The sequence below is a fragment of the Hominiventricola aquisgranensis genome (genome assembly GCF_040096225.1).
In the GTDB taxonomy this organism is placed as follows: domain Bacteria; phylum Bacillota; class Clostridia; order Lachnospirales; family Lachnospiraceae; genus Hominiventricola; species Hominiventricola aquisgranensis.
In genome coordinates this window covers 1-25,454 of sequence record NZ_JBBMFC010000025.1, presented here as the reverse complement: position 1 = coordinate 25,454, position 25,454 = coordinate 1, and the positions used below count along the sequence as shown (strand labels likewise).

At 46.1% G+C, this 25,454-nt stretch carries 24 protein-coding genes, 1 riboswitch and 1 other annotated feature; of the genes, 3 read left to right on the top strand and 21 right to left on the bottom strand.

All coding sequences use genetic code 11. From position 1 onward, the window contains the following. Positions 1–19: 19 nt before the first annotated feature. The 4 genes from WMO62_RS12820 to WMO62_RS12805 form a co-directional block, all read right to left on the bottom strand. Entirely contained in the window at positions 20–1,783 is a 1,764-nt protein-coding gene (locus WMO62_RS12820; protein WP_349144879.1) for a CotH kinase family protein, read from the bottom strand. Positions 1,784–1,836: 53 nt separating this feature from the next. Beyond that, positions 1,837–2,067, bottom strand: a binding site (T-box leader). Between the two features lie 114 nt (positions 2,068–2,181). Beyond that, entirely contained in the window at positions 2,182–3,516 is a 1,335-nt protein-coding gene (gdhA, locus tag WMO62_RS12815) for an NADP-specific glutamate dehydrogenase (protein WP_349144878.1), read from the bottom strand. Positions 3,517–3,641: 125 nt separating this feature from the next. Further along, positions 3,642–5,066, bottom strand: a complete 1,425-nt coding sequence (locus WMO62_RS12810; protein ID WP_349144877.1) for a GH25 family lysozyme — start codon at positions 5,064–5,066, stop codon at positions 3,642–3,644. 7 nt (positions 5,067–5,073) lie between these two features. Continuing rightward, the gene (locus WMO62_RS12805) at positions 5,074–6,156 is read right to left on the bottom strand and encodes a PucR family transcriptional regulator (protein WP_117499645.1); all 1,083 of its coding nucleotides are present in this window, start codon (positions 6,154–6,156) and stop codon (positions 5,074–5,076) included. A 150-nt stretch (positions 6,157–6,306) separates the two neighbouring features. Here WMO62_RS12805 and WMO62_RS12800 point away from each other — a divergent pair, with 150 nt between their 5' ends. Together WMO62_RS12800 and WMO62_RS12795 are read left to right on the top strand one after the other, a co-directional pair. Next, positions 6,307–7,464: a DUF4317 domain-containing protein gene (locus WMO62_RS12800; RefSeq protein WP_349144876.1), complete on the top strand. Its 1,158-nt coding sequence runs from the start codon at positions 6,307–6,309 to the stop codon at positions 7,462–7,464. A 163-nt stretch (positions 7,465–7,627) separates the two neighbouring features. After that, entirely contained in the window at positions 7,628–8,617 is a 990-nt protein-coding gene (locus WMO62_RS12795; protein WP_118438535.1) for a 2-hydroxyacid dehydrogenase, read from the top strand. Between the two features lie 106 nt (positions 8,618–8,723). Here WMO62_RS12795 and WMO62_RS12790 read toward each other — a convergent pair whose 3' ends face one another. Next, positions 8,724–9,593 carry an EamA family transporter gene (locus tag WMO62_RS12790; protein ID WP_349144875.1) on the bottom strand — a complete coding sequence of 290 codons (870 nt, stop codon included), beginning with the start codon at positions 9,591–9,593 and terminating at the stop codon, positions 8,724–8,726. Between the two features lies 1 nt (position 9,594). Next, positions 9,595–9,963, bottom strand: coding sequence for a RidA family protein (locus tag WMO62_RS12785; protein ID WP_117499648.1), 369 nt, complete (start codon positions 9,961–9,963; stop codon positions 9,595–9,597). Positions 9,964–10,104: 141 nt separating this feature from the next. On the opposite strand from WMO62_RS12785, the gene WMO62_RS12780 reads away from it, so the two are divergent. Continuing rightward, positions 10,105–11,019: a ketopantoate reductase family protein gene (locus tag WMO62_RS12780; protein WP_349144874.1), complete on the top strand. Its 915-nt coding sequence runs from the start codon at positions 10,105–10,107 to the stop codon at positions 11,017–11,019. 4 nt (positions 11,020–11,023) lie between these two features. Here the strand turns inward: WMO62_RS12780 and WMO62_RS12775 are convergent, their stop codons facing one another. The 15 genes from WMO62_RS12775 to WMO62_RS12705 form a co-directional block, all read right to left on the bottom strand. Then, positions 11,024–11,299: an acylphosphatase gene (locus WMO62_RS12775; RefSeq protein WP_117499650.1), complete on the bottom strand. Its 276-nt coding sequence runs from the start codon at positions 11,297–11,299 to the stop codon at positions 11,024–11,026. Then, entirely contained in the window at positions 11,296–13,257 is a 1,962-nt protein-coding gene (locus tag WMO62_RS12770; RefSeq protein ID WP_349144873.1) for an SUV3 family DEAD/DEAH box RNA helicase, read from the bottom strand. Before WMO62_RS12770 ends, WMO62_RS12775 begins: the two co-directional genes overlap by 4 nt. Before the next feature lie 15 nt (positions 13,258–13,272). Continuing rightward, positions 13,273–14,097, bottom strand: a complete 825-nt coding sequence (locus tag WMO62_RS12765; protein WP_118510799.1) for a TrmH family RNA methyltransferase — start codon at positions 14,095–14,097, stop codon at positions 13,273–13,275. A gap of 115 nt (positions 14,098–14,212) precedes the next feature. Beyond that, entirely contained in the window at positions 14,213–15,121 is a 909-nt protein-coding gene (locus WMO62_RS12760; protein WP_117499652.1) for a cation diffusion facilitator family transporter, read from the bottom strand. A 155-nt stretch (positions 15,122–15,276) separates the two neighbouring features. Continuing rightward, a riboswitch (NiCo riboswitch) is annotated at positions 15,277–15,405 on the bottom strand. 109 nt (positions 15,406–15,514) lie between these two features. After that, complete coding sequence (locus WMO62_RS12755; protein WP_349144872.1) at positions 15,515–17,194, bottom strand: ABC transporter ATP-binding protein; 1,680 nt, start codon at positions 17,192–17,194, stop codon at positions 15,515–15,517. Between the two features lie 19 nt (positions 17,195–17,213). Then, complete coding sequence (locus WMO62_RS12750; protein ID WP_349144871.1) at positions 17,214–17,981, bottom strand: energy-coupling factor transporter transmembrane component T family protein; 768 nt, start codon at positions 17,979–17,981, stop codon at positions 17,214–17,216. Between the two features lie 26 nt (positions 17,982–18,007). Next, complete coding sequence (locus WMO62_RS12745) at positions 18,008–18,610, bottom strand: ECF transporter S component (RefSeq protein WP_118438550.1); 603 nt, start codon at positions 18,608–18,610, stop codon at positions 18,008–18,010. Between the two features lie 29 nt (positions 18,611–18,639). After that, positions 18,640–19,383 carry a nucleoside phosphorylase gene (locus WMO62_RS12740; RefSeq protein WP_435390499.1) on the bottom strand — a complete coding sequence of 248 codons (744 nt, stop codon included), beginning with the start codon at positions 19,381–19,383 and terminating at the stop codon, positions 18,640–18,642. A 74-nt stretch (positions 19,384–19,457) separates the two neighbouring features. Then, on the bottom strand, positions 19,458–19,973 hold the full coding sequence (locus WMO62_RS12735; RefSeq protein ID WP_118717181.1) for a GNAT family N-acetyltransferase: 516 nt from the start codon (positions 19,971–19,973) through the stop codon (positions 19,458–19,460). A gap of 19 nt (positions 19,974–19,992) precedes the next feature. Continuing rightward, positions 19,993–20,526: a histidine phosphatase family protein gene (locus WMO62_RS12730; RefSeq protein ID WP_349144869.1), complete on the bottom strand. Its 534-nt coding sequence runs from the start codon at positions 20,524–20,526 to the stop codon at positions 19,993–19,995. Between the two features lie 177 nt (positions 20,527–20,703). Further along, positions 20,704–21,228: a ribosome hibernation-promoting factor, HPF/YfiA family gene (gene hpf / locus WMO62_RS12725; protein ID WP_117499659.1), complete on the bottom strand. Its 525-nt coding sequence runs from the start codon at positions 21,226–21,228 to the stop codon at positions 20,704–20,706. 49 nt (positions 21,229–21,277) lie between these two features. Continuing rightward, entirely contained in the window at positions 21,278–22,054 is a 777-nt protein-coding gene (gene hisA, locus WMO62_RS12720) for a phosphoribosylformimino-5-aminoimidazole carboxamide ribotide isomerase (RefSeq protein ID WP_349144868.1), read from the bottom strand. A gap of 17 nt (positions 22,055–22,071) precedes the next feature. Continuing rightward, on the bottom strand, positions 22,072–22,806 hold the full coding sequence (locus WMO62_RS12715) for a FadR/GntR family transcriptional regulator (RefSeq protein WP_349144867.1): 735 nt from the start codon (positions 22,804–22,806) through the stop codon (positions 22,072–22,074). Positions 22,807–22,884: 78 nt separating this feature from the next. After that, complete coding sequence (sdaAA, locus tag WMO62_RS12710; RefSeq protein WP_349144866.1) at positions 22,885–24,435, bottom strand: L-serine ammonia-lyase, iron-sulfur-dependent, subunit alpha; 1,551 nt, start codon at positions 24,433–24,435, stop codon at positions 22,885–22,887. After that, positions 24,432–25,322: a DMT family transporter gene (locus tag WMO62_RS12705; RefSeq protein WP_349144865.1), complete on the bottom strand. Its 891-nt coding sequence runs from the start codon at positions 25,320–25,322 to the stop codon at positions 24,432–24,434. Before WMO62_RS12705 ends, sdaAA begins: the two co-directional genes overlap by 4 nt. Positions 25,323–25,454 lie beyond the last annotated feature (132 nt).

Here is a 25,454-nt window from a genome sequence, read left to right as displayed (position 1 = left end):
CTTTCTCCTTGTTTCCTTTCTATTCTATAACCAGCTGTATATCCAGCGTATCCTCTGTATAGCTGTCATTCAGCAAAAGTTCTTCTGTGTCTACCCGGGTGCCATTCACCAACCAGTAGTACTGTTCCGGCACTTTTCCATCGTCCCCCGGCTGTACCGTAAGAGTCAGCGGATAATTGTGATAGTACATGCCACTGTAGCTCTGACCAACATCCAGTCGGATCCGGCTGAATGCGATCTGCCCCTGTTCCGGTGCTTCCACCGTCAGCTCGTAAGGATCGGCTGCCCCCAGATGCTGCTGCAGACCTGCATGGACTTCCACACAGCTCTCCGCTGCGGCTTCCTTCATCTCTTCCACAGCTGCCTGTTGTCTGGTACGATTCGCATCACTATAATAGATCTCCATGGAATGAGCAATCTTCGCATTTTCCTCATCGATCACTTCCAGTACATTGTCAGCTGCAAAAACCGTACCGGTCAGATCGCAGACCATGTTGACAAATTCTGTCCGATATTTATCTGACTGCATCAAGAGCGTCAGTGTATCCGTCATATCTTCAATAGGCTCATCCATGAGGTAATCAAATATGTTCTTTGTCTCCAGATCTGTTGTGTCCTGATAGACTGCATCCAGATCATAGAGGAAAAACCGCACTCTTCCATCCCCATAAGCACTGCTGCTGGTCTCTGCACATTTCCATGACAGAAAATTATGGAATGGCCAGTCTACATTATTCATAATAATATTAACTGCATAATGCCGCAGCATATCCGGCATATCCACCGATTCTTCCAGCTTCGCCTGCCGTTCGGGATCATTAAGATCCGCATGTAGTCGATTGTAATATTCTCCAAACCGGGAACTATTCACTTCGTTAGGCTCATATTTTTCAATGTCACTCTTCTGTGCTCCAATGGCAGATGCCACGTTGTACCGGGTGTATTTTTCCTGAAGCTGAATAATTCCGTAATACTCTCCGTTCAGGAACAGAATCCCTGGTCTTGCTCCTGCACAGATGATGCCTGCTTCCTTCGCCAGTCGGCTGACCACATTCCACTTTATCATGGTTCCTTCATGATCGGAGCCACCATTTCTGAGAACCAGACGATTGTAAGTCTGCCCTGTGGCATTTCCAGCCATATCAGTTTCAAAGAAATCATAATCAAATGTCGGATGCTCACTGTCATACTGTGAAGAAGAGGTCAGTTTAATACTCTTCTGATCATAGCTTCTGGAACCATGCCCGGATACTGTGATCCCGGTTCCCTGTTTCAGCATCAGTGCCCCGTCTGAATCATAAAATTCAATATAGGCCGGTCTGGTCCATTCTCCGTTCTCTCCAACCTCTTCATAATTAGAAAGAATTCCAGTCTCCGGATCGTAGAGTGCCGACTGATCCGTACTTAAGGATACCAGCATCACATCAAACAGATTTTCCACATCAGCACCTACAAAATAGGTCTGTGTGTAAGTCTTCCCAAGCCCGCCGCCTTCCAGCACAGCCGCCCTCACAACCGTCACCTTTTCCGGCAGTCCCTCTTCCACATGGATCGGTTCAGTATAGACATCCGAATCCAGCGTGGGCTCATCGCCATTCAATGTGTAATAGATCTTCGTCCCCGGAATTCTGGTGGACAGCTTCAGATCAAAGGCTTCTGTCTGAAATGCGTCCTTTTCTGAAAACCGCACTTCCGGCTGCTCTACCCACAATCGAAGGACACCTATTGACACCGTGATCAGCAACAACAAAATCAGGATTGCGCCTGCATATTTTTTTTTCATATTTTGTTCCTTTTCCTGTGGTAAGAATAAAAAAGCCCTCTGCACAGATCTGTGCAAAGGGCGAATCATCGCGGTACCACCTTTGTTCGTATGTGTTCACATACCTCATTTCCCATAACGCAGGGCCAGGCGGAAATGACTACATTCTGGAATCTCTTCCGGCTTTCTCATCATCTCAGCTCCGAAGCTACCTTCTGCCTGTCCGTTACCAAGCCATCTTCCAGCCTGTGGATGACTCTCTCTGAGGTCGGTGTCAGCATACTCCTCTTCTTCCTCGCTTTTCCCATATACGGTACTAAGTTTAGATGGAAACAAAGGCTTTGTCAAGGGGATATTTTCTGTTCATTTCTCATAAAGAAAGCCCGGAAGCACAGTACTTCCGGGCTAATATCTGCTTTTTAGCAAACTCCCTGAGCAAGCATAGCATTTGCAACTTTCTCAAATCCTGCAATATTCGCTCCGGCAACATAGTTTCCTTCCATGCCATAACGTTTTGCAGCATCATCGATGTTGTGATAAATGTTGATCATGATCTGCTCAAGTTTCTCATTTACCTCATCGAAGGTCCAGCTCAGACGCTCGCTGTTCTGGGTCATCTCCAGTGCAGAAGTAGCTACACCACCTGCATTGGATGCTTTACCGCATACAAACAGTACACCGTTATCCTGCAGATATTTGGTAGCTTCCAGGGTAGTAGGCATATTAGCGCCCTCACAAACAGCGGTAACACCGTTAGCAACCAGTGCTTTTGCATCATCGATCAGTAGCTCGTTCTGTGTTGCACACGGAAGAGCGATATCACATTTGATCTGCCATACGCCACGACCCTCATGATACTGAGCACTCGGTCTTGCAGCTGCATACTCGGTCAGACGAGCACGTTTTACTTCTTTTACTTCTTTTAGGAGTGCTACATCAATTCCTTCCGGATCATAGATCCAGCCAGTGGAATCAGATACGGTAACAACTTTTGCACCCATCTGCTGTGCTTTCTCTACTGCATAAATTGCTACGTTACCAGATCCGGATACGCAGCAGATCTTATCTTTCATATCCATGCCGTGGCATTTCATCAGCTCACGGGTCAGATACAGAAGTCCGTAACCAGTTGCCTCAGTTCTTGCAAGAGATCCGCCGTAGGTCAGGCCCTTTCCAGTCAGAACACCTTCATACAGTCCGGTGAGTCTCTTGTACTGTCCGTACATATAACCGATCTCACGTGCGCCGGTTCCGATATCTCCAGCCGGAACATCAACGTCTGCTCCAATATATTTGTAAAGCTCTGTCATAAAGCTCTGGCAGAATGCCATGATCTCTCTGTCAGATTTGCCCTTCGGATCAAAGTCAGAACCACCTTTACCACCACCGATCGGAAGTCCGGTCAGAGAGTTTTTGAATACCTGCTCAAATCCAAGGAATTTAATAATTCCGATATTTACTGACGGATGAAGTCTCAGTCCTCCCTTGTACGGTCCAATTGCATTGTTGAACTGTACACGGTAACCGGTATTCACCTGTACCTGTCCCTTATCGTCTACCCACGGTACACGGAATTTGATCTGACGATCCGGCTCAGTCAGTCTCTCAAGCAGAGCTTCTTTTTTATACTGCTCCTCATGTGCCTCGATCACTGGTCTTAAAGACTCCAGTACCTCTTCAACAGCCTGCAGAAATTCCGGTTCAGATGCATTCTTAGCTTTTACTCTTGCGAGCACTTCATCAACATAACTCATTTTCTTCGATCTCCTCTGTCATATTTTGTGTTTGCATTTCAACGGTAATAATTTTATTACGATTTTTCAGGTTTTGCAATATTTTTTAGACAGATAACGAAAAAATGAAAAATTTTTAGTCCGGATTATTCTGTAAGTTGCAAATAACTGCTGACGCAATACAGGATCTGACCATTATATTCCACTCTCGACCAGCCCACATCAGAAACACCAGTCCGTACCACAACCTCACCATTGTGAAGCTGTGCGATTACTTCTGAAGGTTCTTCCACGCTTGGACGATTTCTCAGATTAGTCACATCCTTGGCAGTTACATTTTCACTGACTCTGGTAAATTGCGTTTTAAATCCATCATCCGGTTCTTTCACTGGTGTCTGATAAGCCAGATCTGCAGTCAGATAGCTGGATACTGCATACAATTTTTCTCCGTTGTATTCTACACGGGACCAGCCATTATTACCAATTCCAGTACGCAATGCGGTCTCCCCATTCTTCAAGGTCGCCACCACATTGCTGTCATCTCCCTGATCCATGGTACTGCGAAGATTCGTAGTGTCTTTGGAAGTCACCTGCTCACTGACCTCATCGAACTTCACTCCTACTTCCGGATCAGCCTCCACATGCTGAGCACTTCCTTCCTCCTGTGCCTCTGCGGTCTCACTATAGCCAAAATAAGCTACATCCAGATCCACATAGGTGGAAATGCCTGGTACGCTTCCCTGATTGGTATACTGCCACATGGCGAAGTTCCCCGGATATTCCGGCACATCCGTCTGCGCACTGCCATACTGTGCTACCCAGATACGGTATGCCGGCTCCAATGCATCTGTATTCCAAAGAGTATTGTTCACCAGCTCATTTCTGGCTGCATAGAACATTCCTGTGTAACCATTTGCCTCTGCTTTCTTCAGAAATGCATCTGCGATAGCCGAGCGTTCGTCAACAGAGAGCCCGTACTGCCGACTGGAGCTGTTCTGAAAGCCTTCACAGTTATATGCCACCGGATAGGTAATCGGATATCCTGCCAGCAAATCACTCATCCACAGTGCTTCTTCCTCCGCTTCTGCTGTGGTTACGGCTGTAGAGAAAAAGTATGCGCCCAGTTGAATTCCATTGGCATTCGCTTCCTGCAGGTTATACCGTGCGCAGGCATCTTCCCGGATCTCTCCACTGCCAAGCGACCGATAACCACAACGGATCATAGCGAATTCCACACCCGAATCCGCCACCTGTTTCCAGTCAATCGTTCCCTGAAATTCTGACACATCAATACCAACGGTTCTCTTATCAGTCTCACTGGCAATCTTCTTTACTGTACTGACAGCTACTTTTTCTCCGTTCTCCTCCGGTTCATATAAGCTCTCCGGATCTTCCTCATTCACATCTGTTTCCTGATCAGCCTGCTCACTCTCCGTTCCTGACGATACTGCTTTGCCGCCAATCAGAAGATACGCTGCCAATGCCAGGATCAGCAATGCCAGTACGGTAATGCCCATCGCAGACAACATAATCTTAAGATTTCTGCTCCCTCGTTTCTTTCTGCCCGGCATCTGTATATCACTCCCGTTTTTCTCTCAGGTACTTCATATAATCAAATACCATCATGGCTATCTTAAAGGTCATGGCATCCTCAAACTGACGGATATCAAGGCCTATGGTCTTCTGAAGTTTTTCCAGACGATAAACCAGTGTATTTCGATGCACAAAGAGCTGACGACTGGTCTCAGACAGATTCAGATCATTTTCCATGAACTGATATACTGTTGTCAGGATCTCCTCATCCAGCGTAGACGGGTCATAATCGCCAAACACTTCCTTAATAAACATCTCACACAATGGAATCGGAAGCTGATAGATCAGACGTCCAATTCCCAGTTCCTCGTAAGCAATGACATTTTCATCTGCATAGAAGATCTCTGCCACGTCCAGAGCCATTCTCGCTTCCTTATAAGAACGGGATACCTCTCTCAAAGAAGTAGCCAGCGTTCCGTAGGATGTACGAATCCTTTTTTTCAGTTCTCTCTGTACAGCATTGGTCAGCACTTCTGCAAATACATGGCTGTACTGTTCTCCATCCTTATCCTCCAGACGGCGGATCACTGCTACACAATCTTCTTCCATCGATGCGATAAAGTCAGTGTTTCTGATCTCCGGCACAGACTTCAGAATATTCTGGATATCAAATGCTTCGCACTCTTTTCCTTCTACTAAAAATACGCCCCAGCGACATTCTGGACCAATGTGCATCTGTCTTGCATAATTGGCAATATCCACCGGCATCAGATTATCCAGCAAAAGATTATGAATGAACTGATTCCGGTCTTCTCTGCTGTAACCGATCTCCAGGATTCTCTCCAGCTGACGAACCGCCAGTCTTCCCATCGGATATGTGTCCTTCTCATCTCCACTTACCGATAAAATGTATCCACTCTCACCATCTCCAACGCGGAACAAATACCGGTTGCCCAGTGCCTGCATATCTGCAGACGAATTACAAAATGTCTGAAACACTTCCTTTTCAGGAGCCATGTTCTCAGCTCCTGCTACACAAGTACAATTCCGGTCGTACAATGCCATAGGCAGACGCACAATCTCTTTAAAATCTTCCAGGCTCTCCTGGAGTAAACGGTTGGAAATCATCTTTTTCCTCCTAACATTTTATCACTTTGCACAAACTTTGTGCTAACAATCCAACTTTATTATAGTAATATTTGAAAACCAAGTCAATTGACAAAATGAAATCTCTCTTCCATAATAAAATGAAACATTTTAAGAAAAGCAGGTATTTATATGAATAAAAAAGAAACCCTTGAGATCAGAAAACAGTTCACCAATGAGAACTGTGCCATCACCCGTATCTGTGGATGCTACGTGGATGCCGAAAAGCAGATCCGCACGGAATTAAAAGAAGCATTTCTGTCTCTTCCCGAAGAAGAAATCTTCAAATATTATGAGATTTTCAAAAAAACTCTGTCTGGAACGGTGGGCAAAAATCTTCTGAATATGGAATTTCCCATTGCTCAGGAAATGCCTGACGGAACACAGGCCTGGCTTCTGAAACTTCGTGACAGCAAGCTCCAGGACGAGATCCTTCTGGAAGAATTTTATGAAAAGATCATTAAAAATTATGCTTACGGGGAAAACTACTATATCATCCTGATCCACGCGTCCTATGACATTCCGAAAAAAGCAGAGGACGGCATGGAGATGTTCGATGCTTCCGATGATGTATATGAATATCTCATGTGCAGTATCTGCCCGGTCAAGCTGGACAAGGCAAGTCTCTGCTACAATGCTGAGAAAAATAATATTGAAGACCGGGAACGCAGCTGGATCGTACAGGCACCGGATGCCGGCTTTCTGTTTCCCGCATTCAATGACCGCAACACCGATCTTCACAGCATGCTTTACTATACCCGCAACCCGGAGGTACTGCAGCCTGCTCTGATGGAAGAAGTCTTCGGTTGTCAGACACCGTTGTCTGCCAAAGGACAGAAAGAGACCTTTCAGGAACTGGTCACGGAAACTCTCGGAAATGCCTGTGATTATGAAACCGTTGTGAGCATCCACGAAAATCTGAACGAGATCATTGAAGAGAAAAAAGATCAGCCTGAACCGCCGACACTGACCAAACCCGAGGTAAAAAATCTGCTGGCCATCAGCGGTGCTCCGGAAGAAGTACTGGATCATTTTGAAGAGCAGTTTGATGCAACTGCAGGAAATAAAACGGAATTTCTGGCCACCAACCTGACCAGCACCAAAGCACTGGAAGTAAAGACCCCTGATGTGATCATCAAAGTCAGCCCGGAAAAGGCAGCTTTACTGGAGACCCGCGTCATCAACGGCCGCTCTTACCTGCTGATCCAGATTGATGACCAGGTGGAAGTCAATGGTGTTCCAATCCGGCCTGTCACATTTTCCGAATCAGATTCCGAATCAGAAGAATGATGTACAATCTGCCAACTGATGCCTCCTGCTGTCGTCAAATTGTCAAATATTGTTTCTGACTTTGATAAATATTTGTCACATAAATGCTTGATACTTTTTTAACAATAGTATATACTAACCAACAGATAAAAGCTGAGCATCACATTTCAAGGAGGTATCTGTAATGAAAATTATTTTCTTTGATTCCAAAAGTTATGATAAAGAGTCTTTTACCAAAGAGCTGGTAAATTACCCTGACATCGAAGTAAAGTTTCTGAAAACTGAGCTGACACCGTTTACTGCTGAGCTTGCTCATGGCTATGATGCTGTATGTGCATTCGTAAGTGCAGATATCAGCAACGATACCATTGAAGTTCTGAACATGTGCGGTGTTAAACTGATCCTTCTCCGCTGTGCAGGATTCAACAATGTAGAGATGGAGACCGCAAAACGTTTCGGCATCCGTGTATTCCGTGTTCCGGGCTATTCTCCGGAAGCAGTTGCTGAGCACGCAATGGCTCTGGCACTGGCAGTTAACCGTCATCTTCACAAAGCTTATGTAAAGGTTCGTGAGAATGACTTCAGCCTTGGCGGACTGATGGGTATGAACTTCCACGGCAAAACTGCAGGCATCATCGGTACTGGTAAGATCGGTGCTGCCATGGCAAGAATCTGCCACGGCTTTGGTATGAACATCATCGCCTATGATGTGTTTGAGAATCCGTCCATCAAAGATTTCGTTACTTACGTAACTCTGGACGAACTGCTGGCACAGAGTGATCTCATCTCCCTGCACTGCCCGCTGATGGACAACACCTATCACCTGATCAACCGCGAGACCATCCAGAAGATGAAAGACGGCGTGATCCTGGTCAACACCTCCAGAGGTGCTCTGGTTAAGACTGACGATCTGATCGAAGGTATCCGTGCTCACAAATTCTTCGGCGTAGGTCTTGACGTATACGAGGAGGAGACACCGAACGTATTCGAGGATCGTTCCGATGAGATCCTGGAGCATTCTGTTACCGCAAGACTCCTGTCCTTCCCGAACGTGATGATCACCTCTCACCAGGGATTCTTCACCCACGAGGCACTGAGCGCTATCGCACAGACCACTCTGGAAAATGTTCGTGTATTTGAGAAAAACGGAGAGTCTCCGAACGAAGTGAAATAAAGATTCTTATTAAAAAAGAAGTTCACATTGCTACACGGGTGTGAACTTCTTTTTTGTATTAAATCTTCTTCTGTACAATTTTATATTTCTAAAACCATCCCTCAGCTTACAGCATTGCCAACAACAGTGTTCCCACTGTCATACACAGTAATCCAGCCGCCGCCTTTTTAGTAAGCTTCTCATGAAATACGATTCTTGAAAATGCGATGGTTACCAGAATACTGAGTTTATCGATCGGTACAACCACACTGGCCGGTCCTTCCTGCAATGCCTTGTAGTAGCACATCCAGGACACTCCTGTTGCAAGTCCGGACAGTAGGATAAAAAATAGTTCTTTTTTATCAATGGCTGCCACCTGATTCTGCTTTTGTTTCAGGAAGACAATAAGCCATGCCATTGCAAGCACAACGCTTGTACGAATTGCAGTCCCCAGGTTAGAATCCACACCGGAAATTCCTATTTTCCCAAGGATTGCAGTCAAACTGGCAAACACTGCAGACAGTACTGCATATAGAAGCCAATGCGTTTCCGTCTGGCCTGTATCTGCCCTTTGGCTGTTCTTGCGGGTGATCATCAGCATCGTGCCCAGACCTATGAGCACAACTGAAAATAGTTTTCCTGCTGTGACTCCTTCATGAAGGAAAATCAATGCCAGTAATATGGTCAATACCGTACTGGACTTATCAATGGGAACAACTTTGTTGATGTCTCCCTTTTGAAGTGCTCGAAAGTAGCACATCCAGGACGCTCCTGTTGCAAGTCCGGACAGTACCAAAAACAACACTGTCTTTCCATCAATATTCACGATTCCCCATATGGTTCCAGTACCCAGCACCATCAGCCAGGAAAATAAAAGCACCACGATCGTACGAATCGCGGTGGCCACATCTGAATCTGTTCTCCGGATTCCACATTTTGCGAGAATCGCTGTGATTCCCGCAAAAAATGAAGATCCAATAGCATATACTATCCACATATTATTTTACTGCAATCGCCTCTACTTCACAAAGAACTCCTTTCGGAAGATCTTTTACTGCCACGCAGCTTCTTGCTGGTTTGGATGTGAAATATTTTGCATATACTTCGTTGAATGCAGCAAAATCTGCAATCTCAGCCAGGAAACAGGTCGTCTTTACAACTTTGTCATAACCACTTCCTGCTGCTTCCAGAATAGCTCCTACATTTTTGCAGCTCTGCTCAGCCTGTGCTGCAATTCCTTCTGCAATATTACCTGTTGCCGGATCCACCGGAATCTGACCAGAGGTGTAGATTACTCCGTTTACTTCATAGGCCTGAGAATACGGTCCGATTGCGCCTGGTGCTTTTTCTGTTGCGATAATGTTCATTGGAAAATTCCTCCTTCTGTCCTATGGATGTAGGTTTATTTTACTCCCTCACTGTCTTTTCTGCAAGAACCGTCTTGCATCCATTCTTGACTTTTACTATACTGAATCTATATTGAGTTGAATCAAAAGGAGATTTTACATATGAAAGAGATCAAAAATGTTTCCATTATTGGCATGGGTGCCTTAGGTGTCATGTACGGAAGTCACCTGGCACACCACATGGGCTTTGATCATGTGACCTATATAATGGATGAAAAGCGTTATGAAAAATATAAGGGAAGTACCGTCACCTGCAACGGCGAAGAACTATCCTTCACCTGTGTGCCTGCCTCCCAGGCTGTCCCTGCTGATCTGGTCATTGTGGCAGTCAAATCCACAGGACTCACCGAAGCACTGGACACCATGAAAAATTGTATCGGTCCGGATACCGTGATCCTGTCCGTTATGAACGGCATTTCCAGTGAAGAAATCATTGGCGAGCGCTACGGAGCAGAGCATATGATCTATGCTGTAGCCCAGGGCATGGATGCCATGAAATTCGGTGCAGAACTTACCTATTCCAAGATGGGTGTTCTCTGTATCGGTGCCCGCCTGGAAAGTCAGCAGGAAGGTCTTGACCGCGTCTGCTGCCTTTTTGACAGAACAGAGCTTCCTTATGTACGAGAAAAGGATATCCTTCACCGACTCTGGAGCAAATTCATGTTAAATGTCGGTGTGAACCAGACCTGTATGGTATATTCCTGCACTTATGGAGATGTATGGCGTCCCGGCAAGGAACGTGATACCATGATTGGCGCTATGCGCGAGGTAATCGCTGTCGCCAATGCAGAGGGCATTGATTTGTCCGAATCCGACCTGGAAGAATACGACCGGATTATCCGCACGCTCCGTGCAGACGGAACACCATCCATGGGACAGGACCGCATTGCCAGACGACACTCTGAAGTAGAAATGTTTGCAGGCACAGTCATCCGCCGGGGCCAGAAAGCAGGAATTCCCACACCGGTCAATCAATGGCTCTATGACCAGGTGCAGGAAATCGAGAAATCATATTAATTATTTACCATCTCTCCCGGAATTCTCTCTCATCTTTCAACGGGATCTTCTGTTCCTGCATCTCATCAATTCGGATAAACCTCTGGTGATACAGATGCAGGATCAATTCATTGATCTGGTCCGGGCTTCCCTGTACTTCCATTTCCACACTACCATCCTCCAGATTTCTGACCCAGCCGGTGAGTCCCAGCAGACTGGCTTTATAGGTGGCATGGTACCGGAATCCTACCCCCTGTACACGTCCATAGAACAAAATATGTTTTCGGATCATTTCACTCATCTGTGAGACCTCCTTCTACCGCTGCTATCTCTTCCATAACAATTATCACATACCTGGAATGGCGAACCGAGCGGAAGCAGCTTTCCACAATATCTGCATCTGGCAATATAGGTCTGCTTTCCCCTTGTCAGATACTTCATGATCTGCATCTCAGTCTTTGCCCTCTGATCCCCCAGCCAGTCTTCATCAATGACCTTCTGCATCCGATGAGAAAACTGATAATACAGATCCAGCTGCTTATAATAAGTCTCATACTGTTGGATCCCTCCCTTTTTCTCACGGTGAAGAACGGGTTTTTCCAGTGAAACATCTGCTGTGTAGGTGCAGCAGTACTGAAGCCACAGCTCTACCACCTTCTTATCCTTAACATCAATGGGACAGGTGACCATCTTATATAAGATGTGCTTGTCCTGGAATCCATCGATCATCTGCTTACAGCTTTTTGCCTGATCATACAGATACAATGCTTCATCAATATTTTCCTTGATAAATGGCTCCGTCGGTGTCACTTCGTGCCAGATACGTAAGAGTTCATCCAATGGCGCATCAATATCCAGCAGAATCTGCGGAAAGCCAAGGTTTACCTGCGTCAGCGGATCTTCCTCGGCTGCATAATGATTCCTGACATGAGCAAGCTCTGCTTCCCCCATGGCGGTTACATAGCCTGTATCATAGATGCCAAAACGCCCTGCTCTTCCGGCAATCTGTTTAACCTCCTGGGTCTTCAGAGGTCTGCGGCTAATACCGTCAAATTTTTCTGCCTGCAGAAATACGATCCGTCTCACCGGCAGGTTAAGTCCCATACCGATGGCATCCGTGGCAACCACTACTTTGGTCTTTCCCTTATGGAACAGATGCATCTGCCGACGGCGGATCTCCGGCGGCAGACTTCCATAGATCACACTGGCATTGATTCCTGCCTCCTCCAGTCGTCCAGCTACATCCAACACGGATTTTTTAGAAAATGCAATCAGCGCATCGCCTTTCTGTACATCATCCGGAAATACAAAGGGATGCTCCTCGCAGACCAGATCCGTCTTGCGTTCATACCGTTCTGCCTCATAATCATCCCCACACAGCTCAATCAGATGACAGATAGCCTGTTCTGCTGCCGGGCTCATACAGATATGGATCTCCGGTGCCCGAAGTCCAAGGATTGCTTTGGTCCATGAATGGCCTCTGTCATGATCTGCCACCAACTGTGCCTCGTCGATCACCGCGATATCATAATTTTCATCAAAATCCGCCATTTCTATGGTAGATGCCATAACACGGCTTCCTTCTTCCTCCAGACATTCCTGTCCGGTACGCATCGTACAAGGAACTTTATATTTTTTCATCTGCTCATACACTTCCAGTGCGAGCAGACGAAGCGGTCCCAGATAAACACCATTTCTGGCCAGCTTCAAACGTTCCAGGGAACGATAGGTTTTTCCGCTGTTGGTCGGTCCTATGTGCAGAATAAAATGCCGGTGCATCTGACGTACCTCCGGGAATTCCATCTCCGGTCTGGTGGGCACCAGCTCAAAGATCTGCCCCTGTACCATATGTTGTCTATATTCTGGATACAGTGTGAACAACGTCTCCTGGCAGATGGCTCCCGGATGATTCTCCTGCAGCCAGGAAAGAAATATCTCATCCATCCCTTCCTTCTGTTCTTCCAGAAGAATTCCAAGATCCAGGGATACCAGCTTCGGAAGCACTTCCTCCTGAAGTTTTTTCAAAATATCCGCACGGTTTTTCCTGTGCGCATAAACAGAAATATTTTTCAACTGCCTGTGATAGTCCTCCAGCAGACGCACATTCACTCTGCCAGGCTTTGCACTTCGAAGTGTCCGAAATAACGTCTGTACTCTCTTTTGCATCTCAGCTGTACTGATGGAACGCTTTGGCCTTTTCTTTCCTGCCTGCTCATACTGCTCCAGATAAAACTGTACCAGCTTTTTCTTCTGTATCATTCAATTTACTCCCTTTTAAATTTTCCCAAGTTCCCAGAAGGCTACTGCACTGGCTGCTGCCACATTCAAAGAATCCACCCCATGGCTCATGGGGATCTTTACCGTATAATCGCAGCTGGCAATGGTCTGTGACGTCAGCCCTTCTCCCTCAGTTCCCAGCACGATCGCCAATTTTTCTTCCTTGTGAAGTCCCGGGTCATCAATGTTGACCGTGTCATCCCGAAGTGCCATGGCAACCGTCTGAAAGCCCTGCTCTTTTAAAAATGCCTGTCCTTCCATCGGCCATGTGATCTGCTTATCAAAATAAGTCCATGGAATCTGAAATGCCGTCCCCATGCTGACCCGCAAAGACCTTCGATACAGCGGATCACTGCAGTCTGATGTCAACAGAATGCCATCCATATTAAGTGCTGCAGCTGAGCGGAAGATAGCCCCCACGTTGGTAGGATTGACCACGCTCTCCAGCACCGCAATTCTGCGTGCTCCCTGACACACTTCCTCCGGTGTCCGAAGCCTTGGACGATACATGGCACAGAGCATGCCTCTGGTCAGCTTATATCCAGTTAGCTGCGTCAGAACATCAAAGGATGCCACATAAGCCGGAATCTCCCCACACCTCTCCAGGATCTCTTTTGCTTCTTTTTCAATATGACGGTCCTCCGACAGGAATGATACCGGTACACAACCTGCATCCAGTGCCCGTTCAATAACCCTCGGACTTTCTGCAATGAACATTCCCTTCTCCGGCTCCGCCCGATTCAAAAGCTGCCCCTCTGATAATCTGGCATATACATCCAGCTCCGGTGCAGTAAAATCTGTAATCTCTATCACATTTGCCATTCTGACTACTCCTTGCCTGAACTGTTCAGAACCACATTCGCATGATTCTGAACAGATACAGTATAACAAAAAAACAGGTCTGGCGGATAGTTTTTTCCGTCAAACCTGTCATCATCTATTCTGCCGGATTCACATGTACCATACAATGCTTAACATCCGGAAAAGTATGCTCAATCGCATGATGTACATGCTCTGCAATCTGATGAGCTTCATCCAATGTCTGTGTTCCGTCTGCTGCAATCTCCAGATCCACATAGATTTTTGAGCCAAACAACCTGGTCTGTAAAAGATCAACCCTTTTCACGCCTTCTACTGACAACACCGTTCTCCGAATAGATTCCTCTGTCTGTCTGTCGCAGGAACGATCCACCATTTTGTCCACTGCATCTCTGAATATATCAATCGATGCTTTCCCGATCAAAAGACAGATCACCACACTGGCAATTGGATCCAGAATGGGATATCCCATCCTTGCTCCAAAGATACCGACAAACGCTCCTACTGAAGACATAGCGTCCGAACGATGATGCCACGCATCTGCCATCAGAGCACCGGAATTGATCTTCTTAGCTGCTCCTCTTGTATACCAGAACATCCACTCCTTCACAACAATGGAAACAACTGCTGCGATCAGTGCCAGCATTCCCGGTATCTCGATCGCTTTTCCTGATGTACTTTTTACGATATTCTCCAGACCGCTGATTCCAATACCAATTCCTGTGGCCAGCAAAAGACCAGATAGAATGATAGACGAGACACATTCCATCCGCTCATGTCCATATGGGTGCTCCTGATCTGACTGTTTTCCTGAAAGACGTACTCCCACGATCACGATCAGTGTGCTTCCTACATCCGATGCAGAATGAATCGCATCGGACACCATGGCTCCGGAATGCGCAACGATTCCGGCAATCAGCTTCAAGACCGACAAAATCAGATTTATTGCAATGCTTACAGCTGATACTTTCATTGCAATCTGATTATTGTCCATGGATTCTTGTTTTTTGTTTTCTGTGTGTTCCATAACCAGGACCTCCTTAAACTTTCATCTCAGGTTCTTCTTATGTCACATACATTGTTCGCGTAGTGCGATCTTATCCGCTGTTCTTTTCGTAATGGAATGCCAAACCCGTTCATATGGCTTTGCATTATAACAAAAAAACATACCTGCGGAACATACACTGTCCCGCAGATATGTTTGTGTGATCCATATCCGCTGCCGCTTATGCAGCCCGGCCTATGCTAAATACGGAAATCTGCCTGTTACCTGATAATCTCCGCTGCCATCGCCTGCTCAGTTTGTACTGTTGATCTCGCATCCTGTTTGAATGTAATGCAGTGCAAAGAGAATGATTTCTTAGTTGTATGGGTATCTTACTTCATACTATGCAGGTTAGTCAAGCGTAATGCTAAAATATTATTCCTTCAACGTAAAATACAGTTTTTCATAGCCCAGCATACTACACAGCCTGGTCAGATAAGGCTGGTCGATCCGCGCTTCCTTAAGCACTTCGCTCTGTGCAAAGATCATCTCCTTTGTGCCGTCAGCCAGCACTTTTCCATGGGCCATGACGATCACACGCTCAAAATTCTCTGCCACAAAATCCATATCATGAAGAATAGAAAGCACCATCTTGCCCTGTTTCCGAAGATTGCGGATAATCTGCTGAAGGATCTTCCGACCATTCCAGTCCTGCGCGATCGTTGGCTCGTCAAGGATCAGCACTTTGGTATCCATGGCCAGCACCGATGCAATCGCAACCAGTTTGCGTTCGGACAGTTCCAGGTCATAAGGATTTTCATTTACCAGCTTTTCCAGTCCCACTTCTGTAAGTGCGGCAATCGCATGGTTCTTCGCTTCTTCCGCACTCATACCAATATTTAATGGTCCAAACATTACTTCATCGATCACGTGATATTTGAAAATCTGATCATCAGGATTCTGGAACACATATCCTACTTCACCAGCCAGCATGGCAACTGTCTTACCGGCAATATCTTCCCCACCATAATACACATTACCGCTCACCGGCTTCAAGAGTCCTTTCAACAGTTTGACCAGCGTCGTCTTACCAGCTCCATTCTGTCCGATAATAGCAGTGGAACGCCCGTCCAGCAGCAGATTCAAATCTTTCAGCACCGGCGTATTTTCCAGATACTCAAAGTTCAGATGTTCCATGCGGAAGACTTCTTTGCCACTGACTCTCTGATCCAGCTCTTCGATCTCCTCTGTGCAGGCTTTTCCAAATATCTCTTCCTGCGGAAACTGATCTTTTTGCGCCAATGTATCCTTCAGAGACGCAGGATAACAGCCATTGGCTTTTCTGATCCCGAATGTCTGACATATTCTTGTGTAAGCCGGTGGGTTCACTCCACAGGATTTCAGGTCATCTCTTGAAAATATCTTATCCGGTGTATCAAATGCGATCTGATGTCCTTCATGAAGCAACAGGATCTTATCACAGTACTCTGCCAGCTTCTCCAGCTTCTGCTCCACCATAATGATCGTGATACCGGATTTTGCCAGCTTGTCAACCGCTGCAAACACCTCTTCACTTCCAGCTGGATCCAGCTGCGAAGTAGGCTCGTCCAATACGATCACATCTGGTTTCATGGCAAGAATACCTGCCAGTGCTACTCTCTGCATCTGTCCTCCTGACAGATCAAAAGGATTTCTCCGCTTATATTCTGCAATATCAAGAAGCTCCATTACTTCATTGACTCTTTTGATCATCTCATCTGCCGGAACTCCGAAGTTCTGAAGACCAAAAGCAATCTCTTCAAACACGGTCTCCTTGGCACCAGACAGCTGATTAAACGGGTTCTGAAATACCAGCCCGACTTTCTGGCAAAGTCTGGATACAGGTACTTTTGCAGTTTCTTCCCCGTCAATAATCACGCGTCCGCCATATGCTCCTTTGAAGAAACCTGGCACCAGTCCGTTAAATGCCTGACAGAGCGTACTCTTTCCAGCTCCGTTCGCTCCCGCAATTCCGATGAAGGAGCCCTTTTCAATTTCAAAATTCAGATCATCCAGTGCCAGTTTCTTGGTATTTGGATAACGGTATTTGAGATTTTCTACTTTGATATACGCCATCTTATCACCCCAGCACTTTCTATAACAAGATCCGGATCGCAATCGACGCAATGATCAGAAGCAGCAGGATCACGCACCAGATCCGGTCCGAATTCTTCATCTTATCTTCCCGCAGATAGGTCTTCTTCTGTCCGGCCTCAAAACCACGGATCTCCAGTGCAATTGCACGCTCTCTGGTATTGATCAGAGAACTCATAACCACCGGTGAGATCAGTGGCAGAAAGGATTTTGCCCGGGTCAGCAGAGAGCCTTCTGTCTCAAGACCACGGCTTCTCTGTGCATCCATAATAGTGTTCATGGTTCCGCTCATCTGAGGGACAATCTGGAATACAGAGCTGACCACATATCCAATCTTCGGCGAGAATCCGATCCTCTCCAGATCTTCCACCAGCTCAACTGGACGAGTGGTCAGGACAAATACCGCAAATGCCAGCAGCATGTTCAGCACATTCAAGCTGATACGCAGAGCATACAACATTCCTTCCTGATAAAATTTTAATGGACCGGCTGCAAAGAGCAGCGTGGCATTTTCATGATTAAATAATCCGTGGATCAAAAATATGGTGATCAGAATTGTAAATGAAAACGCAATCAGTGGAAAAACCTTGCGAATGATTTTTCCACTGATCAGCATTACAAGACTGATTCCGATGAAAGCTGCGAATGCCCACAGTTTACCCGCCACAAGAGATGCCACAATCGCTGTAAATATGTAGCACAGTTTGGTAAAGGGATGCATTCTGGTCAGATAGGTATCTTTGTCCACATACAGGCTGATACTTTTCATGGAATCGCTCCTATTATTATTCGTTTTTAGTCAAGACTCTCGACACTGTCATTCACATCATAAAGAGCCGTCAGCTTCTTCGGAAGTCCTTTGAGGATTGCATATACCACCAGGATCGTAATGATCTTATCCGGCACATCCACAACGACTTCATCCAGGAAGGAACCTAAGAGAACCGGCATATTGGAAGCCTGAGTTGCTGCGAATACTGCATCGCCCCATACATTTCCGGTAGTACCACCCCAGAAGATCACATTCAGAGGTGTGGAAATACATACAGCTACCAGACCTGCGATCACAGAAGTGATCAGGGCACCGCTGATCTTCTCCATATTTCCAAGACGGGCCATGATACCAACTGCAAGACCAATACCAAGGCTGGTCAGCGCATATACCAGAGTGATGGAATCACCAGTAGTAAATCCATAGATCAGATTGTTGGCCGCACCACAGATCGCACCGATGATCGGTCCTCCAAGAGCGCCTCCGATACAGGTTCCGATGGAGTCAAGCCACAGCGGCAGCTTCAGTACGGAAGCAAAGAGTTTACCAAGGTAGTTGATGCCGATACATGCCGGAATCAATACCAGACTTGCGGTACTTAATTTGGTTTTGAATACGTTTTTCATAACAAAGTCCCCTTTCTCTTGTGCAGCGGTTATTCCGCTGAAGATACAATGTAACAGGCCTCCAGTGCAGTATGGATCTCATCCCACTCTCCCTGCATGGTTCTGGATGCACCGTCTGCGTAGTTGTTGATGTTCTGTTCCAGATCATCTTTGTACTCCACAACGGTATTTAAAATGGAAGCTGTATGAACACCGCGGAGCCGGCCCACAACGAACAGGGCTGCCGTCTCCATGTCTGAGACCATTATACCACTTTTTGTCCATTTTGTCCGCATCTCTTCTTCCTGATCCGTATAAAAACTGTCATGACTTCTGCACAGTCCTACGTGATACGGCAGCTGCTCCTGACGAGCAGCTGTTACGCAGGCGGTCAGCAGATCAAAGTCTGGCACCGCCGGATAAACAGGGTCTATATACATCTTCGATGCACCGTCACTTCTGACTGCTCCCTGCACCATCACCAGATCTCCCAGATGTATGCCGGGCTGCAGTGCGCCGCCGCTTCCGATCCGGATCATATGCGTCACTCCGACTCTTGCCAGCTCTTCCACCGCTATACAGGCAGACGGTCCGCCAATTCCCGTGGACACTGCCAGCACAGGAACTCCTTTATAAAGTCCGCGGATACTCTTGAACTCTCTGTTGTACGCCAGTTCCTCCACATCCGTCAACTGTTCTGCGATTCGGTCTACCCGCGCCGGATCTCCCGGCAGTATCGCATAATGAACTCCCAGATCATCTCTGATCTGCAGATGAGGCATAATCTCCATAATAACTTCCTTCTTTCGTCTGTTATCTAATAAAATAACACTCACAGTCTGTCTTGTCAACCGACATGACAACTATATCACAGTAAATACTCCATATCGTGCCACTTTTCCCCGCCCCATACAGAACCGGAGATTCCAAGATCTTTGTAGCCCATTTTCTCATACATCTTTACCTTCTCATCCAGACAGGTAAGTACCACACGCCTGCGTCCGCACTCCTTCTCCCGTTTCAGATACCGCTCCATGATCTCCCGGGCCAGTCCCTGTCCGCGATACTCTGGCAGAACATCCAGTCCAAGTATCATAATATTTTTCCCTTTTATATTGTGAAGCCTGATATCTGTAAAGAATTCATCCCGGAATACTTCCTCATCGGTGGCGATTCCATTCAGAAATCCTGCGATCTTACCAGTCTCCTTATCGACTGCCACCAGAAATGTCTCCTGTGCCTGTGAAGCTCGCTCTGTCATAGATTTTGGTGAACAGGCTTCATTCGGCGGAAAACAAATATTCTCGATTACAATGGTCTGATCCGCTTCTTCCGCCCTCACATTGCGGAACTCAAACCGTTCCTGTAACTCTGCCCTTGTCATACTGTCACTTCCTCCTTTATCAAAACTCATATTTTGTGATCGAACAGTTTTTTACACCAAATGCTGCAAATTCTTCATTGGTCATCTCGTAAAAATACGAATGCACCACCCGGGAGATTCCATTGTGTGCCACCAGAATGTATGTCTTCTCTGAGGCTGTCACTTCATCCAGGAGATTATAGATCCGCTGTGCCAGATGAAGCATAGATTCTCCACCATGATATCGGATCACAAACTGCGCTTTGTCCCGCAGGAAATCTTTTCCATCTCTTGGTGTGGATTCGTAGCTTCCAAAATTCTGCTCCGTCAGCCGTGGTTCTTCTCTTGCCGGAATCCCTGTGATCTCCGAAATATGAAGTGCTGTATCCCTCGCCCTGATCAATGGTGAATACAGGATCTCATCTGCCCGTATGCCTTCTTCCAGTATTTTCTTTCCTGTCTCGATAGCTTGCTCATGACCAGTCTTCGTCAACGCAATATCTGTCGCTCCGCAGATCTTATTTTCTACATTCCAGATGGTCTGCCCATGTCTTACAAAATATACACATCCCATGTCTCTCATTCCTCTGTCACTTCTTCTGTATTCTTCACTGAATAGAACCTCTGATTTCCATTATACCTTATATAAGTGTTTTTCTCAATTCATGTTTGGAATCCGATATTATTTTGAAACGCAAAAAATCCCCGGAGAACGGGGATATTGTTATCGCTCTCCGGGGATCCATATCATCTACTTGTCCGGCTCCATAATACCGTAGGTTCCGCCTTTTCTCTTATAAACCACACAGATATCATCGGTCTCTGCGTTGACAAATGCGAAAAAGTTATGTCCCAGAAGTTCCATCTGGATACATGCATCTTCAGGATACATGGGCTTGATATCAAACTTCTTGGTACGGATGATATTAACTTCCTGATCATCTGCCTCTTTCTCAAGGAACTCTTTCTGGAAGTTGCCGCCACCCTGCTGTCTTGCCACAAGTTTGTTCTTATACTTGCGGAGCTGACGCTCGATGACTTCTTCAACCAGGTCAATAGATACATACATGTCTGTGCTGGACTGTTCAGAACGGATAATATTTCCTTTGACTGGAATCGTAACCTCAATCTTCTGACGTTCCTTTTCCACACTCAAAGTCACATGAACTTCGGTATCAGGAGTAAAATACCTCTCCAGCTTTCCAAGCTTGTCAGTTACCGCCGAACGAAGGCCCTCGGTAATGTCCAGATTTTTGCCGCTAATGATGTAACGCATAAAATCACTCCTTTACTAAGTTGTTACCTAGATTATACCATTCTTCACATTATTTCGCAATGAATTTCACAGTCTCTTCATAATTCATAGGACCGCCGAATAAGTCCAGTGCACTGCCGATCGTCACATTCAGTCTGTTCTGTCCAAGCTCCTTGAGCTTCCGCAGATCATCAAAGCTTCCTACACCGCCTGCATAAGTCACAGGGATTCCATCCCAGCTTCCAAGCATACGAACCAGCGGTTCCTCAATGCCTCTTGCCTTTCCTTCCACATCCACCGCATGAACCAGAAATTCTGCACAATGATCCGCAAGCTCGTCCAGTACAGAAGGTGTCAGCACCACATCCGTAAACTTCTGCCAGCGGTCTGTGACAATATAATAATCGTCCCCTTTTCTTCTGCAGCTTACATCGAGAACCAGATGATCTGCCCCCACTGCCGCTTCCAGTTTCTTCAGATTTTCCCAGTTCATCTGCCCATCCCTGAACACATAAGAAGTCACGATTACAGCGCTGGCTCCTGCATTCAGATAGTCGGCTGCATTATCATCCCGGATTCCTCCGCCGATCTGTAAACCACCCGGATAAGCCCGAAGTGCTGACAGCGCCTGCTGTCTGGTAGTCTCAAAGTATTCTGTTCCTTCTTTGTTCAACAGGATCACATGACCACCGTGGATGCCCTGCCTCTGGTAAAGTTCCGCATAAAATGCTGCATCCTGTTCAGACACAAAATTTTCTCTTGCCTGACTGCCTTCATCCCGCAGACTTCCACCTACGATCTGCTTCACCTTACCATTGTGTATATCAATACAGGGTCTGAATTCCATTGCTTTTCCTCTTGTTCCTATTTTTTCTTCGGCTGCTTATAGATAAATTTTGTAGCATTATCTTCTGCAACCATCTCTGTAAGACCGATCAGTGTTCTCTGCATATGGCGATCCATCTCTGCTGCTGCAGCAAGCACATCTCTACGCTTAAAAGCTTCTATAATGATCATATGGCTTTCCACATAATATCCAACTTCCCGGTCTTCATCTGCCATATTTTTTCTGTAGGTATCTGTCATATGTGCAAGACTCTGTAATACCGTATTGAGCATGGCATTGCCACTCATCTCAGCGATCTGTCTGTGAAATTTTTTTCCCCACTTTGCCTGATCCTGATTGTTTTCAACTGCAGCCCGATAATTCTTGCAGATTTCTTCCAGTACCTGGATATCTTCTTCACTGCAGCGTTCCACTGCAAGCTCTGTAGCTTTCACCTCCAGCGGTGCTCTTACTTCCATGAGTTCCGTGATGCTTGTCTTCGCTTCCATCTGAAGTAATCCATTATCCTCCAGATGTAACGTTGCTGCCTGTGGCTGCAGGAATGTTCCCCTTCCTGGAACTGATTTTAACATTCCGTTGATTCCAAGCGCTTTGATCGCCTCTCGTACACTTGTCCGACTGACACCAAAGCTCTCTGCAAATTCATTTTCTGTAGGAAGCTGATCTCCCGGCTGCAGATTATTTTCCTGAACATACTGCACGATTGAACGCACAACCTGTTCTGACAAGGAAAGTCTTTTTATTGTCTTCAAATGAGATGTCCTCCAAATTATAATTTCTTCTGTCTACCTCCATTATACATGCCTTTTTGGTTACTGCAAAGTTTCTGTTTATTTTTTATTGCTCTTTTTTTCCAGCTTTTCTCTGAGTCTGCAAGCCGTCGCTGTACATGCCAGACCGCCTGTTGTCGCACATCTCAATTCAGAAGGAAGTCTCTTCTCCACGTCTACCAGTGCATCGATCACTTCATCAGGCGGAATATAACTGCGGATTCCCGCCAATGCCATATCTGCTGACGTGAACGCATTGGCTACACCGACCGCATTTCTCTTGATACAGGGGACTTCGATCGGCCCTGCAATCGGATCGCATACCAGGCCAAGAAGATTTTTCAGACAGATTGCCATCGCATGAGTGATCGCCTCTGGATCATCTGTGAAAAGACTGGCAATTGCCGCTGCTGTGATCGCACTGGACACTCCCACTTCTCCCTGACATCCACCCACGGATCCTGAAAAAGATACATCTCTGTTTTCCATCACAACTCCCATGAGACTTGCAACAAAAAGAGCATCCTCAATCTTTTCATCAGAAAAACCATATTCCTGCTGTACCGTGACCATCGAACCAGGCACGATACCTGAAGAGCCTGCAGTCGGTGCTGCAACAATGCATCCCATCGCACCATTATATTCCATAACTCCCAGAGCTCTTGCAACCGCCTTTGGAACAATTCCTCCAGACACGGTCTTCCCATCTTCGATCGCCTTGAGCATCCTCGGACCATCATGACCAGATGTCAGACCGTATAACATTTGATTTCCTTTTTCTCCTTCGACCACAGATTTCTTTATCTGTTCAAGATGCTTTTTCATCTGCTCACGAATCTGCTCTCTGGTATGTCCAGATCGCTTCATCTCATATTCAATCGCAATCTCTGTAAGTGAGCATGCTTTTTCAGCCGCTTTTTTGCAGACCTCCTCACAGGAGCTGCAGAGCTTCTCGGAGATTCGTGTCATACCATACGGCAGTACCGGAGCCACAGTTTTCATTCTTCTGACCTGCAAAAGCCCTGCGATTTTTTCAGTGAGCTCCGTATCCGGCTGATCTGCAAAAGAAATACAAGAAATATATTCCCTCTCATTCTTTCCCACCTGTACAGATACGGATCCTTCCCACATATCAGACGGGATTTCAGAGGAACTCCATATTACAAGATGCCATGCATCTGCATTGACATTCATTTTCACACCATCTACTTCGGATATGGCAATACTTCCACCGCCAACCGACGTACCTAATACCTTTACAGTCTCTCCATTTTCACACTTCACAGTCAGGAGAGCCGTATTTTCCGGATATTTTCCACTTTCCAGAAAACCAACCGATGTCTTTACCCCTCTCTCATGCGCCAGGTCAATGGCCCGCCGGATATCCGGATCACTTTCGGTCAACCCGATCACTCCACCAAATAATGCCGCATCTGTCCGATGTCCTGAATAAGTTGTCCTCATCTTTGGACTGAGATCCAGATGAATATCCACTGGGTTCTCTCCAACGATCCGATGTGTCATCATTCCTATTCTTGCCATTCCTGCTGTATGTGAACTTGATGGACCGATCATGATCGGTCCGACGATTTCGAAAACACTTACACTCATCTTATCTCTCTCCCATCCTGTTCTATTTTCTGATTTCTTTTTTCACTGTACATGGCCATTCCAATCGCAGCTGCACATACAATGATATATCCCACTACGCTATACAGATCCGGGATCTGTGCAAAAAATAAATATCCAAACAGTGCTGCAAAAATAATCTGTGAATAATCATAGATAGATATTTCTGCTGCTGCCACATAACAATAGGCTGCTGTCACACCAAACTGTCCTCCTGTTGCTGTCAGACCAGCTAAGATCAAAAATAGTAGCTGACTGGCTGTCATAGGAGCATAATCAAAAACAAGAAATGGCAATGCACAAATACAGGAAAATGCAGAGAAAAATAAAATGATCCAGTTCTTATCAACGCCTCCGGTTCCAAGCTTTCTCACTTCTGTATATGCGATTCCTGCACATAATCCCCCCATCAAGGCAACGATTGCAGCCGACGACAACAAACCTTCTACTCCTGGTTTTAAGATAAATGCGCAGCCAGCAAGAGCCACTCCCAGGAAAGATACATGCACCCATGTAATCTTTTCTTTTAATATCCAGACTGCAAATAATGCGGAGAAAAAAGGCGACATTTTGTTAAGCATTGTGGCATCTGAAAGAAGCATATGGTCAACTGAATAGTAATTGCAGACAACTCCTATGGTTCCAAAAAAACTTCTGGAAAACAAGTGTCTGAACTGTCCTTTCGGAATCCGAAGAGGGGTTCTTTTCCATAAGATCAGCGATAGTGAAACTCCAAGTGCAATAAGGTTCCGAAAAAAACTTTTCTGCATAGCCGGAAGATCTCCTGCCATGTGAACGCATACATTCATAAGCGAAAAACTGGCTGCTGAAAACAGCATACAGGCAATTCCTCTTGTGTGTTGCCGCATAATCTCCACCTCTGTTTATTTTTTTGAAAAAGAGAACCGCACAATACAGTGCGGTTCTCAGACTGTAGACAAAGTGGTGTTTGACCGTTAGGCCAGGCACCACTTTTCTCTTGCGTTTATTTTATTCAGTAA

Excerpts from the sequence above, each read along its gene's own strand:
- WMO62_RS12820 (WP_349144879.1), bottom strand. The coding sequence starts at position 1,783 with ATGAAAAAAAAATATGCAGGCGCAATCCTGATTTTGTTGTTGCTGATC.
- gdhA (WP_349144878.1), bottom strand. The coding sequence starts at position 3,516 with ATGAGTTATGTTGATGAAGTGCTCGCAAGAGTAAAAGCTAAGAATGCA.
- WMO62_RS12810 (WP_349144877.1), bottom strand. The coding sequence starts at position 5,066 with ATGCCGGGCAGAAAGAAACGAGGGAGCAGAAATCTTAAGATTATGTTG.
- WMO62_RS12805 (WP_117499645.1), bottom strand. The coding sequence starts at position 6,156 with ATGATTTCCAACCGTTTACTCCAGGAGAGCCTGGAAGATTTTAAAGAG.
- WMO62_RS12800 (WP_349144876.1), top strand. The coding sequence starts at position 6,307 with ATGAATAAAAAAGAAACCCTTGAGATCAGAAAACAGTTCACCAATGAG.
- WMO62_RS12795 (WP_118438535.1), top strand. The coding sequence starts at position 7,628 with ATGAAAATTATTTTCTTTGATTCCAAAAGTTATGATAAAGAGTCTTTT.
- WMO62_RS12790 (WP_349144875.1), bottom strand. The coding sequence starts at position 9,593 with ATGTGGATAGTATATGCTATTGGATCTTCATTTTTTGCGGGAATCACA.
- WMO62_RS12785 (WP_117499648.1), bottom strand. The coding sequence starts at position 9,963 with ATGAACATTATCGCAACAGAAAAAGCACCAGGCGCAATCGGACCGTAT.
- WMO62_RS12780 (WP_349144874.1), top strand. The coding sequence starts at position 10,105 with ATGAAAGAGATCAAAAATGTTTCCATTATTGGCATGGGTGCCTTAGGT.
- WMO62_RS12775 (WP_117499650.1), bottom strand. The coding sequence starts at position 11,299 with ATGAGTGAAATGATCCGAAAACATATTTTGTTCTATGGACGTGTACAG.
- WMO62_RS12770 (WP_349144873.1), bottom strand. The coding sequence starts at position 13,257 with ATGATACAGAAGAAAAAGCTGGTACAGTTTTATCTGGAGCAGTATGAG.
- WMO62_RS12765 (WP_118510799.1), bottom strand. The coding sequence starts at position 14,097 with ATGGCAAATGTGATAGAGATTACAGATTTTACTGCACCGGAGCTGGAT.
- WMO62_RS12760 (WP_117499652.1), bottom strand. The coding sequence starts at position 15,121 with ATGGAACACACAGAAAACAAAAAACAAGAATCCATGGACAATAATCAG.
- WMO62_RS12755 (WP_349144872.1), bottom strand. The coding sequence starts at position 17,194 with ATGGCGTATATCAAAGTAGAAAATCTCAAATACCGTTATCCAAATACC.
- WMO62_RS12750 (WP_349144871.1), bottom strand. The coding sequence starts at position 17,981 with ATGAAAAGTATCAGCCTGTATGTGGACAAAGATACCTATCTGACCAGA.
- WMO62_RS12745 (WP_118438550.1), bottom strand. The coding sequence starts at position 18,610 with ATGAAAAACGTATTCAAAACCAAATTAAGTACCGCAAGTCTGGTATTG.
- WMO62_RS12735 (WP_118717181.1), bottom strand. The coding sequence starts at position 19,973 with ATGACAAGGGCAGAGTTACAGGAACGGTTTGAGTTCCGCAATGTGAGG.
- WMO62_RS12730 (WP_349144869.1), bottom strand. The coding sequence starts at position 20,526 with ATGGGATGTGTATATTTTGTAAGACATGGGCAGACCATCTGGAATGTA.
- hpf (WP_117499659.1), bottom strand. The coding sequence starts at position 21,228 with ATGCGTTACATCATTAGCGGCAAAAATCTGGACATTACCGAGGGCCTT.
- hisA (WP_349144868.1), bottom strand. The coding sequence starts at position 22,054 with ATGGAATTCAGACCCTGTATTGATATACACAATGGTAAGGTGAAGCAG.
- sdaAA (WP_349144866.1), bottom strand. The coding sequence starts at position 24,435 with ATGAGTGTAAGTGTTTTCGAAATCGTCGGACCGATCATGATCGGTCCA.
- WMO62_RS12705 (WP_349144865.1), bottom strand. The coding sequence starts at position 25,322 with ATGCGGCAACACACAAGAGGAATTGCCTGTATGCTGTTTTCAGCAGCC.